Consider the following 14,195-nt stretch of genomic DNA (forward strand, 5'->3'; position numbering starts at 1 on the left):
TACCACATTTTGTTTGTTTTTTCTTTTTATTGGATATTTTGTAGAATAATATTTTAAAATTAAAATATTTATAATAATAACAATTTATTTTAGTAAAAAAGAGAGTATATAGATTTTTTTATTTTATAAATCTATATACTCTCTTTCTATTACATATTTAATTATTCGTCGCTTTTACCAACACCAGAAAGCACTAATCCTTTATTATGGTCAAGTGCCCAGTTAATACCCCAGTCATTTTGGAATATTATTAGATCTCTATCCTTAAAGTCCTTAACTCTCTTAGCATCTGAAGTTAAGTTTAACTTATCAACCTCTCCATCATAACTTTCTATCCATCTTACATATCTAAATGCTAATCTATCCATCTTTATATCAACATTGTATTCATTCTTAAGTCTGTATTCAAGAACTTCGAATTGAAGTACCCCTACAACACCAACTATTATTTCTTCCATACCAACATGGTTTTCTTTGAATACTTGTATTGCCCCTTCTTGAGCTATTTGAGTAACACCCTTAACGAATTGTTTTCTCTTCATAGTGTCAACTGGTCTAACTCTAGCAAAGTGTTCTGGAGCGAAAGTTGGAATTCCTTCAAATTTGAATTTTTTACTTGGCGCACATAAAGTATCTCCAATTGAGAATATACCTGGATCGAATACCCCAATTATATCTCCAGCATATGCTTCTTCAACAATTTCTCTGTTTTCAGCCATGAATTGTTGAGGTTGAGCAAGCTTAAGCTTCTTTCCACCTTGCATGTGGAATACTTCTTCACCCTTAGTGAATTTCCCTGAACAAATTCTCATAAAAGCAATTCTATCTCTATGAGCCTTATTCATATTTGCTTGAATCTTAAATACAAATGCAGAGAACTTATCATCAAATGGATCAATTTCTCCTATATTTGAGTTTCTAGCAAGTGGTGAAGTAGTCATTTCTAAGAAGTGCTCTAGGAATGGTTCAACACCAAAGTTTGTTAAAGCTGATCCAAAGAATACAGGAGTTAACTCTCCAACTCTAACCTTTTCCATATCAAGGTCATCACCAGCAATATCAAGAAGTTCGATATCTTCCATTAATTTATCATGAAGTGCTTCACCTAATATTTCTCTAAACTTTTCATCTTCTACTGAACCTTCAATAGCCTCAACTTCTGTAGAACCGTGGTTACCACCGTTGAATGCTATGATTCTCTGGTTTTGTCTATCATAAACACCTTTAAAGTCTTTACCTGAACCTATTGGCCAATTCATTGGATAAGTTTTAATTCCAAGTTCTGCTTCAATATCCTCTAATAATTGGAATGGATCTTGAGCTTCTCTATCCATCTTATTGATGAATGTGAATATTGGCATTTCTCTTAATGAACAAACGTGGAATAGCTTTCTTGTTTGATCTTCCACCCCTTTAGCAGCATCAACTACCATTACTGCAGAATCTGCAGCCATAAGTGTTCTATATGTATCTTCTGAGAAGTCTTGGTGTCCAGGAGTATCTAATATGTTTATGCAGTGTCCTGAATAGTTAAATTGCATTACTGATGAAGTAACAGAAATACCTCTTTGCTTTTCTATTTCCATCCAGTCAGAAACAGCATGTGTTGATGCTTTTCTAGCTTTTACTGAACCTGCAAGTCTAATTGCTCCTCCGTATAATAGGAACTTTTCTGTTAATGTTGTTTTACCAGCATCAGGGTGAGAAATAATCGCAAAGGTTCTTCTCTTTTTTATCTCGTTTATGTAATCAGCCAATGTTATGTCCTCCTAAAATTATTTATATATAAATTAAATTTATTTCTTTATTAAAAGGTAAATTCACCTTGCCAAACTAAAAGTTTATAGGCATATTTTAATGAAACTAGACTCCTTTTCGCCTCTAAATATACCATAGTATAACTTCAACTAAAGGAATTTAAATTTTAAGTCTCACTTAACTTACTTATTATATACTTTTTTCTTTCATAATACAAGAATTCCACTAAGCAAAGGCAATCATTACCTTAACTCTATCCAATTTATAAATATACTATAACAATCCATATAATAAAAAATATTGTTGTCATTATTACAAGATACATCTATGTTATCTCAATTTCAATACCTAAATCATACAATATTATGACACTAATTTTTTAAATATAAAATTTATGTAATTTAGGAGAGTATATATGAAAAACAAAAGAATAAAAGAATGTAGTAAACCTAAAAAATATAAAAAAATTATAATAAGAAAAATATCAAACCCTACTAAAAAGGAAGGAAATGCAGATGGCTTTATTCCTGGTGGAGATAGAGCAAATGGATATGCTTGGGCCATGGCTGAATCTAAGAATTATATTTATATAGGAAGTAATAGAAATATAATATTTTCGCTTATTAAAGGCATTTTTAATCAAGGTAATCTAGCCGAAATTATAACTAATATTATCTTTAAAGGCGATGTCTCAACTGAAAATACAGATAGTGCAGCTGAAATATTTAGATATAATAAATTAACTAAAAAAATAGATCTTGTTTATAAATCAGAAACTAGCCCTGACGGGCAACTTTATGAAATAGGATATAGAAGCGCTGTAACATTTAAACCTTATAATGAAGATAAAGAAAGCGTTTATATAGGTGGATTTGGTTCTAAGTATGCTAGAATATTAAAATTTAAGGAAGATTATGTTATAGGAGTTGATAAACCTGAAGTTGTATTCATTGATAATACTGGCTCATCAAGTATTAGAGCAATGATACCTCATGAAGATAAGTTATACTTTGGATTATTAATTAACGATACTGACTTAAGAATTATGGAAAGTGCTTCTCCTAGTGAGAACACCTGGAATATTATTGCTGAATTAAAAGATTTTAATAATATCCCTAGTGTAGATGCAGAATCTGCTGGTGCTGGCGGTATATTTGATTTAATTAGTTATAATGGATATTTATATGCAATTATTGGTTCTGGAAGTAAGCCTATTGATGAATCTGGTTTTTTAGTATTTAAGGGAAAATATTTAGGACTAATGGCTGAAGGTACAAATTCATATGGCTGGAAGTGGGAAATGATAGTTGGCCCTAATGCTAAATATGAAGCTGGCATGGGAGTCCCTTCTTACGCTATAGCTACTCCATTTAAGTATAAAGCTGCTGATAATAAAGAATATGTTTATATTGGAACATTTTCAAATGTAATTCAAACTGCTCAAAAATTAATATCCTTTGATTTTAGTTATTTATATAAAAACTTTGTTAAACCTACTCAACTTTATAGATTTGATGAAAACGATAATTGGGAAATGGTTGTTGGTACCCCTCAAAAAGGTGAGCCATTACAAACTCGAATAGGCAATTATAAAGCAGGCTTTGTTCCTGAAAAATTTTTAATAAACTACTCCTCTAATCACTATACCTGGAGAATGGCTGAATATAATGGAAAACTTTTTTTAGGAACTTTTGATTCATCAACATTATATGATTATTTTGTTCCTAAGAGTATTCCTAATTATATAGATAGCTTTGATGATATATTAAAAATTATACTAGAATTTTTATCGCATATTCATGCTATTAATTCTAGTGATGCTGAAAGTATACTCAATCTTTTTAGCGACTCTCAATACTTTGATGATATCTATGATAATAAATATAATCATAGATATAACGAAATTTCACTTTCATATGCTTGTTCTCATTATAACGAAGTATCACCAAGTGATTATTTAGAAGAAGCTATTAATAATATATCTATAAAATATGATCTAAATATATTAAATTTCTTTAAGGCACTTCTTCCTAAAGAATTAAACTCTAAGATTGAAAGCTTAATAACAGATGTTAATTATGTTAATTGTAGAAATTGTCTTAATGAAAGTGTCCTATTATCTTTAGATTCTATTTCCGAAAAAATCCCTACTTCAATGTCATTAGATAATGATAAATATTTAAGAGCTATATATAATAATTTATCTAACGAATTTGGTGAATCAGCTAGTGAAGCTATTGAAAAAACTATTGATAAGCTAAATAGCAATAGTAAAAATTTAAGCTTATTACTATCTGAAATTGAAGCTTATTTTACTTCTACAGAATTCTTAAAGCAAATATATTATATGAAAGCAATAAGAAGAATGATAGATAACTCTAAAAAAGGCTTTAATCTATATATGTCTAATGATGGTATTAATTTTTATATGATTAATAATAATGGTTTTAATGACAAATTCAATTATGGTCTTAGGACTTTTCTATCAAGTGAAGATGGATTTTATATTGGTACTGCTAATCCATTCTATGGCGGACAACTTTGGAGATTAAATTTCGCCTCTGAGGAACATTGTTAATACTGTATATAACTAATATAAATATATATTGAAACCCTTAATAATTTATCATTAATTCAAAATAATTATTGCCTCCATGGTGAATTATTGTCTTATCTTCTCCTAGGAGGCACCCCCAAACAAATATATATTGACTATATATATAGTTCAATTGTATAATGTTATTCCCTGCGTAAAATTTGCGTAATAAACTAAATACTCACTTCTAAATAGATATTTTTTTGAAAATTAAAAAGTTATCCACAGAGACTCATAGTTTTTCCACAGGCATTTTTAGTTAGCCTGTTGATTATTTTGAAAAATTTCTAATTTTGTCTTCTATTTTTCAATATCTCTACTCCGTAACCACTTAAAATAAACTCTTTATCCACATTCTTATCAGTTAAAACACTAATGTATTCATTTACATCTAAAACTACCTTTTTATCCTCTGAAGAATAATTTTGTACAAATAAATACTTAACACCATTACTTTCTCTCTTAGTAACAGTCACTCCATCTTCAAGCTCGGTTTCTATATTCCTCTCAACTCCTATTTCCTTAATTAACTCATTAAAGAAATCAAAATTAAACTTATCTTCATTTCTTGAAGCTATATAGTAAGCATTTCCCGCTCCAAAGCTATTTCTCGTAAGTGCAGGTCTCCCTTTATAAAAATCACTAGTATATTCAGCTAAAACTTTAGCTTCATTTGCATAAATTAAATCACATATATGAGTGCATTTATATACTTTCTCCATTTTAACTTCATAATCTTCGGCATTTTTAAATATACCATCACAAAATTTCACTCCATTTTCTTCTTCATCATAAAGGGCATCAACTTCTTCACTTCTTATTCCGAAGACATCCATTAACTCACCAGGGAATCCCCCTAAATAACAAAGATCAGTATCATTAACTATTGAAGAAAAATAAGTCATAACAAAGTTTCCACCATTATTTACAAAGTTTCTTACCTTATCTTGATATCCATCTCTAGTCATATACAAAATAGGTGCTATAACTAAGTCATATTCATTAATTTCACATTCCATATCAACAAAATCTACATTAATACCTAATTTCCAAAATACCTTATAATACTCTGTGACTATATCATTATAGTTTAATCCTATATTTCTCGGTCCTTGTGAATCATTTAATGCCCACATGTTTTCCCAATCATAAACTATAGCTACCTTAGATTTTATTTCACTATGACAAATATCATTTATCTTTTCTAAGATTCCACCGACTTCTGATACATCATTAAATACCCTTGTATCTTCTTTTCCATAATGATCAACCACTGCACCATGAAGCTTTTCACTTGATCCCCTACTTTTTCTCCATTGGAAATACTGTACTGTATCTGACCCATGAGCAACTGCTTGAAGTGATGCTAATTTATGCATTCCTGGCTTTTTAAGCTTACTTATACGTTGCCAATTTGTCATACTTGGAGTGCTTTCCATAAGCATAAATGGCTGCTTTTTAATACTTCTCATAACATCATAAAAGGCTGCTGTCTTATATCCAACCTCTATATTATCCTCACTATGCCACTCTGGATAACAATCAAAAGATACTATATCAACTTTATCTTTAAACTTAAAATAATTTAATCCTTCATAATAAAGCATAAAGTTTGTTGTTGCTGGAATATTAGGATTATACTTTTTAACTGTATCTATTTCATGAGTCATAAAATCAATAGTTCTACTTGTAACAAATCTCTTCCAATCTAAATTTAATGCATGAATTTGATTTTCTCCAATTTGGGATGGACTTTCAATTTGTGTCCATGAAGTAAAAGTATGACTCCAAAAAGTTGTCCACCATTGCTTATTTAAATTATCTAAAGTTTTATATTTTTCCTTTAACCATTTTCTAAACTCTTCTTGACAAAGCTGACAGTGACACTCTCCACCAAACTCATTTGATATATGCCATAAAATAACTGCCGGATTATTTGAATATCTTTCTGCTAATTTACTATTTAATATTCTAGTTTTTTCTCTATAAACAGGTGATGTATAACAATGATTATGTCTAAAACCATGTAAATTTCTAACTCTATTTGCTTCAACTCTTAATACTTCTGGATACTTTTCTGATAACCAAGCTGGTCTTGCTCCACTAGGAGTCGCTAAAATTGTATAAATTCCATTTTCATATAATCTGTTTATAACATTATCTAACCAATCAAACTCAAATACTCCCTCTTCTGGTTCAATCTTTACCCATGAAAATATGCCAATAGACATCACATTGCATTTTGCTTTCTTCATTAATTCTATATCTTTTTCAAATATTTCAGGATAGTCTAACCATTGCTCTGGATTATAGTCTGCTCCATGTAAAAATCCATCAAAAACTTTTTTCATTTCTTACCTCTCTATTTCACATTATATATGTAGTAAAATTTTATTTTCTGTATAAAACTTTAATTTTTAAACTTATATTTTTTAATATTTAAGGATACTTGATTAATCCAAGTATCCTTAAAGTTTTATATATTAAAGCATTAAAATATATTTGGGGAAAATATATTTTTATAAAAATTCACATTATAACTACTTAGATTTAGCAATTATTTTGTAAAGTTTTTAACCTTTTTACTTCGTATTAATATAGCTCCTCCTACAATTAATAAGATTGTTGTATATATTAATACATTTGACTCTTGTCCAGTTTGAGGTAATTTTCCAGATGAATTATTATTTCCGCTATTTGGATTACTATTGTTACCATTATCCGGTTTAACTGTACTATCTGGCTTATTAGTATTATCTCCATTTCCAGAGTTACCACCGTTATCTGGCTTACCTCCATTATCTGTATTCTTTTCAGCTAAAGAATTTATAGCTACATTTAATTTTTCTACTGCTGAATCTATACCTTCTTGAGTTACATTTTCGTCAGCTAATACTGCTTTGGCAACTTTTAATACATCTTTTAAATTTGACCAAGATTCTTCTGTATACTTATCTCCACTAAGCCCTTCAGCTTTATTTATTAAATCTTCTAGCTTATCCTTATTGGGTTTTAATCTTAATTGTAAGAATGCTCTTAATAAGCTTTCATAAGTTTCAGATACTTCCTCTTCCATTGCATTTATATCTGCAACTACTTTATTAGCAATAACTAATTGTTCTTGAAGCTTATTCCACGTTGAAGCTATATATTCTTCTCCATTTAGCCCATTAATTCTTTCTATTAATTCTATTAATTGAGTTTTATCACCTTTTTTATACTCTAGTAATTGCATTACCTCACTTAATCTATTAAATGATGCATCTACTTCTTCTTGAGTTGCAGCTTCATTTGCTAATACTTCTTTAGCTTCTTTAAGTGCTGCTTTCAATTCATTAACAACTACTGGAACTACATTAGAAATCTCTTCTTCAGTTACTTCTTCAGCCACTTCTACAGCTATTTCTAAATGAGTCTTAATTGCAACTACTGGTGGTTCAACTGCATTTTCTTCTAAAGCATTAATTGCTTCTTCAAGTACCGTTTTAGCTCTATTTACTTCATCTTGAGTTGCTGATTCATTTACTAATACTTCATTTGCTTTATCTAAAGCATTCTTAAAATTATTCCAGCTCTCTGTTGTATATTGATCTTCAACTAAATCCTTAACTGAATTTACTAATTGTTGTAATAACGTTTTATCAACAACTACACTGTAATGTGCCATTTCTAGCTTATCTAACTTAATTGCAACATCTGAATTGTTAAAGAACTTAATAGTATTTTCTCCTGCTGTAAGATTAAGTTCCATAGCAGCTACTGAAATTCCTGTAGTTGATGGAAGTGTTATTGTATTTGTTTCTCCACCATTTACAGAATAACTTAATACAACTTCTTGTTCAGAATTGTAATGTATTGCTGTATCATAAAGCCCTTCCTTTTCTACATTTACCATTACATCAACTGAGTTGTTTTCACCATTAGTTACTTTATTTACAACTCTTCCATTTGAAGCTGAAGATTCTGATTCAATCTTAGTTAATCCATTAAATTTATTTAAGTATGACTCAAACTCTACTGTTGTATTTTTAATAGCTGTTTCATTTCCATCTAATATAATACCTACAACACCATTAGCTCCTATAGTATCTACTGTTACTACTAATGATCCATCTTCTTGAACTGTTGCACTAGTTACTTCTGGTTCCATATCAATTGATGAATCTGTTGTCATTGAATATACTTTTATATTAACCGTATCCCCAACTGCATAAGGAACATTGCTCATGTTAACAAAAACATCACCATATTCACTACCTGAGTAATTAGTTAAGAATGCAACTGGCTTACCATTAGCATTAATAGCTCCAATACCATCACTGATTTTGCTATTTGACATATTTGCTGATTTTACCTTAAAGTCTCCATCTCCTAAACCTAATTTCTTAGATAAAAGATTCCAAGTCTTTGTGAAAGTTGCTAATGTTGGATTACCATTATTCCAAGCATAAACACCCTTACCTCTTTCAACCCAACCAGCACTTGCTTCATAATCATCCATTGGTACATCACTTGGATAACAAGTGTAGTATCCACCACCTTCATATCCATCAACCATCATATCAATCATAATTCTTCCATGATATGACATACTCTTAGCTCCACTATGATATTCATGAGGCTGTCCAGTACTTGCATTATATTCATTTAAGAATATAGGTAAATCTTTTCCTGTTTTTTGTCTTAACCAATATTTAAAGTTTCTGCTGTTAGCACCTTCATTGCTGCTATCTTGGTTTGCAGGTCTTGTTCCATATTTATGAATAGATACGAAATCAATTCTATCATGCCATTCCTTTGAATATTCATCTGATAATAATGTTCCTAAAACTCCATAGTTTCCACCCCAGCTATCATCAGCTCCACCACCTAATTTCATAGTAGGCTTTCCACCTTCTAATTCATAGATAGCATCCATTGCTTGGTACATTGTATCTGAAGCAATTAAGTTAACCTTATTGCTATCTGGATATACTGTACCATCTGGTCTTCTTTGATCTCCACCCTTTGGTACATACCAATGTGGTTCATTTAAGAATTCATAGTAATCTGCATAAGGCTTAACCATTGTATAAACCTTTTGAATTATATCTCTAAAAATTTCCCAATCCTTAGGTGCACTATTACAAGCTTTTTCTGTATGTGGTGCTCCTGGTAATGGATATCCTGATGCTAACCACTCTGGAATTTGGAATGTCATAACCATTACTTCAAATCCCATTTCATCTGCTTTTTTAACCCAATTCATAAGTCTATCAGTATTCCAATTTTCTGGATTTGACATACCATTTAAGTATTCACCAGTTTCAGCGAAGTGATCCATATCTGCTCTGTATCCTTCTACTGTAAATTTTCTTTCAACCCCATCTGGTCCAGTTACATAGTAGTAATCTGCCTCTACATAGTTTGGTTGACCTGGTTGAATATCTGAATTTGCTGCCCAGTTTGTATTAGGAGTCTTTGTCCAAATTGGAAGTATTTCTTGAAGACGAGCATCTGCTCTCATAAACTTAACTCCCATATCATCTCTTAACATTTCCCAAACAACTGAATGATCTCCAACATCACTATCAGTTTTATTAATACTTGGATAGTGAGTAACACCAAATATTCCTGATGAACCATTTGCAATTGTATTACCATAATCAATATTAATAGAACCTGCTACTTCTGGCTTAACAACTGTTACTGAACAAGTTGCTTCATAACCCCCTTCTACAGTTCTTGCTGTGATTATTGCATTTCCACTTTCACCAATAACTCTTACTTGTGCCCCATTATTATCGCTGCTTACTATTTCAATAAGAGCTGGATTTGATGATGACCAAGTAATATTCTTATTTTCTGCATCTGCTGGTGATATAGTTGCTGATATATTTGCAGTTTGATTATTCTTTAATGTAAGTATTTTTGGAGTTACAGAAATTCCTGATACTGCATTTTTAACAACTAACTTAAATGAATTTTTAGCTTCTGGATTTCCTACCACATTTGCTGTAATTACAGCTTCACCAACAGCTACTGGATTTAATAACCCTTCATTATTTACAGTTACTACAGCGTCATTACTTGAAGTATATTCAATGCTATTTGAACCTGCTGCATTTTCTGGGAATATTCTTGCATCTATTTTAAAGTCTTTACGAGCAAGTGGAAGTATATACTTCTTATCAGCCCCTTCACCTTCAGAAGCAAGAGTATTTAAGTTTTGGAATCCTATTGATAATTTAATATCCTTTGCAACTAATACTAATCTATCTGGTCTTAACTCTCCAGATGTTGTCCATATCTTAATAGTATTTTCATTACCTGCATTTAACTCTATATCAAATTCAGCTGCCTTGGTTAATGTTGCTGAACTTGCATCAACTGTAATTGGCTCTGCACCATTTACTGATACTTTTACTGAAGAACTTTTTGAATTTGTATATAATTTTGCTGTATATATCCCACTACCATCAGCAGCTACCTTCTTTAAGGTAACAAAGTTATTTTCTCCACCAAAGTTTCTTACAACTCTATTGAAAGACGCTCCTGATTGCCATGTAATTTCTGTGTTTCCACCAAAATGATTATCTTGGCTTTCAAATTCATACATAGTTTGAGCTGGTAATTCTCTATTAGTTCCACCCTTTACTACGATTCCTGTTGCTCCATTAGCAGGAATTGAAGGTATTTTTGCATTAATCATTCCATTAACAACTTCAGCTTCAACTGTTGCATATGGTGTTGCTGAAGATACACCATCTTTTGCAACATAACATTCTAATTGAACTTTTCCATCTTCATATGGAACATTCTTTAGCTCAACATTAACATCTGTTTTTTCTGAACTAAAGTTAGTTGCTAATATTATAGCTTCATTACTACTATTAATCATTGCAATTGAGTCATCAACTATCCAGTTATCACCCATGTCTGTAGAAACTACTTTAAAGTCACCTTTTCCTAACTTAAGCTTGTTTGAAAGTAAATCCCAAGCTTTTGCAAATGGATTTAACTTAACTTTACCACTGTTATCTACTGTATATGTGTAACTTCCAGTTGCATTTTTAGATGATGTTGTGCTTTCAAAAAGAACCATATCCCAACCATCTCTCATTGCTTTAAATAAACCACTAGCATGTTGTTTTATACCATTAGAGCCAGTTATGTTACCATCACCACTTGATGCACCTTTAGAAGAAGTTGTCCATCCAGTCATGAAAAGAGGTAAGTCTGCATTGTTAGACCATTCTCTTATTTTCTTTCTACCTTCTTTAAACTCTCCAAAGTAATCTGCAGTCCAAGATTCAGCATTAAGGCTATAAGATCTTACAGATATATATTGTAATAAAGTTTTATCTTCTTCACTATTTAATCTAGTTAATAATCCTCTTATTTTTCCTAAAGAACTATCATTTGTTCCTGTTAATTCATATCCTGGTCCACCTATAGTATAATCTGGACCTAATGATCTTACTGCCTTTGCAGTTGTATAATATACATCTACAAAATCATTTTCACTTAATGATGGAGCTGGGGCTATTTCTATAAACTTAATTATACTTTTATAATCTGATGATGCTTCTAAAAACTCTTTTATCATCTTTGTGTACTTTGCTTAATCATCATATTTCTTATCATTATTCTTATCTAACCATAATGGTAAATTTACAAACTCAATCATAATATCCATATCTGCACCTTGAGCTCTTGTAAATTGTCCTGATGCAACATGTAGATATTCTTCTTTTACGTTTGTATCAACTTCCCCATTTTCATTTGGATAAAGTCTTGCTAAGTCAACTGGTATCTTAACTAGCGAAACTCCCATTTCACTATTCATAGAAGACCACGCTGTAGCTTCATCAGTAGAAGGTATACCAGATCCTCCAAATAAATATTTATTACCTGTTCCAATACTTGTGTTATAGTCCACTGTTATTTGAGCCTTACTTGAACGTAGGCTGGCAGCATCAACATTTACTGCCAGTGATGATATCATTCCTAACGCTACTACTGAAGATACTGCTTTTTTGAATGACTTTGTTATTCTTACCATTCCTCTTTATCCCCCTCATAGTTTTCCATTTTTATTTTATGTTTTCTCTATTTTCAAAAAGTTAAACTACTTAACAGAACCTGCAATCATACCATCTACAATATATTTTTGAGCAAATAAGTAAATTATTAATATTGGTAATATTGTTAATATAATAAATGCACATACATAGTTCCACTTATAAGTCATATATCCAACGAAGCTGTAAATACTCATTGGTAATGTATTTTTTGCTTGATCTGTTATGAAGTATAGTGATATTTGGAAGTCGTTCCAAACACCCATAAATATTATTATTATGTTTGTAAATGTGGCTGGTTTTAATAGTGGGAATATTATTTTAAAGAACATTTTTAAAGGTGAGCAACCATCAATCATAGCTGCTTCATCTAGTGATTTTGGAATTCCCTTAATAAATCCAGAGTAAAGCATAATACTTAGTGGAAGCTTAACAGCTATATGAATAAATATTACTGAAAGATATGTTCCACTTAAGCCTAAAGCCTTTATTATTGCAACCTCAGGAATTAATGCAATTGGAGCTATAAGTCCTAATATAAAATAATTTCCTGCAAATTTTGCTATTTTATCAGTTCTTCTTGATATTACAAATGCTGCAAGAGAACCAAAGATAACAGTTAATAAAACAACACTCCCAGTTATGAAAATACTATTTAAGAAAGCTCTTATAAGTTTTCCTTCCTTAATAACATAAGGATAGTTTTCAAACATGAATTTTTCTGGCATTGATAAACCAACTACTGCTGATTCAGAAACTGTTTTAAAGGAGTTTAATAAAACAAGGTATAGTGGTATTAAAACCATGAAAGCTATAACAGAACAAGCTGCATATATTCCTACTTTTTTAGCTATTTCTTTATTCTTCTTTGTCATTGCCATTATACTTCCTCCCCTCGTCTAAGTAACTTTAACAGTGGTGATATTATAAGAATTATTAATAATAATTGAATAACATTTATTGCAGATGCATATCCCATAGTTCCTGATCTCATTGCATCATAAGATAATTTACTTATAACTTGTGTTGCTCCATTTGGACCACCATTTGTCATTGACATGATGATATCAAATACGTTAAATCCACCAATTACACATAATGTTATTGTTGTATTTATAGTTGGTCTTAAGAATGGTAGTGTTATTTTTCTAAATCTTTGCCATGGTGTTGCTCCATCAATACGAGCTGCTTCATAAATATCTTCAGGTATAGATTGTAATCCTGCTAAAAGAATTGCAACGTTAAACCCTATCCATATCCATGATTCAACTGCCGCTACTGAATATAGTGCAATATCTGGATTTCCTAACCAGTTTAATGCTAAATTTTCAAGACCAATACTATTTAAAAATATGTTTAATACTCCTGTATCTGGCTGTAAAATAAAGCTAAACACATATCCAATAACTAATGTACCGATAGTACATGGTAAGAATGAAACTGCCCTAAAGAAATTTCTACCCTTAAATTTGTTATTTAATAATAAAGCTATTATTAAACCTATTCCTACTTTTAAAACTGTTGTAACTATTGCAAATATGACTACATTTTTTAATGCTGGTAAAAAGCTTATAGATGTAAATAAGTCCTTAAAATTTTCTAACCCTATAAATTGTGGATTTTCAAAGTTATAAATATTCCAGTTTGTAAATGAAAATACAATACCACCTACAAGGGAACCAACATAGAAAATTGTAAAAATAACTAATGCAGGTATAAATAGATATAGTGGATAATATTTCTTTTCTAGTTTTCCCAATCTTGTCACTCTCCTTCAA

General features: G+C 30.6%; 7 protein-coding genes. 1 reads left to right on the forward strand and 6 read right to left on the reverse strand.

What is annotated here, in order from left to right; translation table 11 throughout:
* Window positions 1-161 precede the first annotated feature (161 nt).
* Window positions 162-1,757 (reverse strand): peptide chain release factor 3, encoded by a 1,596-nt coding sequence (locus I4V51_RS02260; RefSeq protein WP_195986713.1) that lies wholly within the window; start codon window positions 1,755-1,757, stop codon window positions 162-164.
* 416 nt (window positions 1,758-2,173) lie between these two features.
* On the opposite strand from I4V51_RS02260, the gene I4V51_RS02265 reads away from it, so the two are divergent.
* Window positions 2,174-4,336, forward strand: coding sequence for a hypothetical protein (locus I4V51_RS02265; protein ID WP_195986714.1), 2,163 nt, complete (start codon window positions 2,174-2,176; stop codon window positions 4,334-4,336).
* 305 nt (window positions 4,337-4,641) lie between these two features.
* On the opposite strand, the gene I4V51_RS02270 is transcribed toward I4V51_RS02265, so the two are convergent.
* The 5 genes from I4V51_RS02270 to I4V51_RS02290 form a co-directional block, all read right to left on the reverse strand.
* Entirely contained in the window at window positions 4,642-6,705 is a 2,064-nt protein-coding gene (locus tag I4V51_RS02270; RefSeq protein WP_195986715.1) for a beta-galactosidase, read from the reverse strand.
* 206 nt (window positions 6,706-6,911) lie between these two features.
* Window positions 6,912-11,942 carry an Ig-like domain-containing protein gene (locus I4V51_RS21325; protein ID WP_195986716.1) on the reverse strand — a complete coding sequence of 1,677 codons (5,031 nt, stop codon included), beginning with the start codon at window positions 11,940-11,942 and terminating at the stop codon, window positions 6,912-6,914.
* A gap of 15 nt (window positions 11,943-11,957) precedes the next feature.
* Window positions 11,958-12,398 (reverse strand): hypothetical protein, encoded by a 441-nt coding sequence (locus I4V51_RS02280; protein WP_195986717.1) that lies wholly within the window; start codon window positions 12,396-12,398, stop codon window positions 11,958-11,960.
* Window positions 12,399-12,464: 66 nt separating this feature from the next.
* Complete coding sequence (locus I4V51_RS02285; protein WP_195986718.1) at window positions 12,465-13,298, reverse strand: carbohydrate ABC transporter permease; 834 nt, start codon at window positions 13,296-13,298, stop codon at window positions 12,465-12,467.
* Window positions 13,298-14,176, reverse strand: a complete 879-nt coding sequence (locus I4V51_RS02290; protein ID WP_195986719.1) for a sugar ABC transporter permease — start codon at window positions 14,174-14,176, stop codon at window positions 13,298-13,300. Before I4V51_RS02290 ends, I4V51_RS02285 begins: the two co-directional genes overlap by 1 nt.
* Window positions 14,177-14,195: the final 19 nt, after the last annotated feature.

This window comes from Clostridium sp. D53t1_180928_C8, from assembly GCF_015667795.1.
Classification (GTDB): Bacteria; Bacillota; Clostridia; order Clostridiales; family Clostridiaceae; genus Clostridium.

Excerpts from the sequence above, each read along its gene's own strand:
- I4V51_RS02265 (WP_195986714.1), top strand. The coding sequence starts at position 2,174 with ATGAAAAACAAAAGAATAAAAGAATGTAGTAAACCTAAAAAATATAAA.
- I4V51_RS02270 (WP_195986715.1), bottom strand. The coding sequence starts at position 6,705 with ATGAAAAAAGTTTTTGATGGATTTTTACATGGAGCAGACTATAATCCA.
- I4V51_RS21325 (WP_195986716.1), bottom strand. The coding sequence starts at position 11,942 with ATGATAAAAGAGTTTTTAGAAGCATCATCAGATTATAAAAGTATAATT.
- I4V51_RS02280 (WP_195986717.1), bottom strand. The coding sequence starts at position 12,398 with ATGGTAAGAATAACAAAGTCATTCAAAAAAGCAGTATCTTCAGTAGTA.
- I4V51_RS02285 (WP_195986718.1), bottom strand. The coding sequence starts at position 13,298 with ATGGCAATGACAAAGAAGAATAAAGAAATAGCTAAAAAAGTAGGAATA.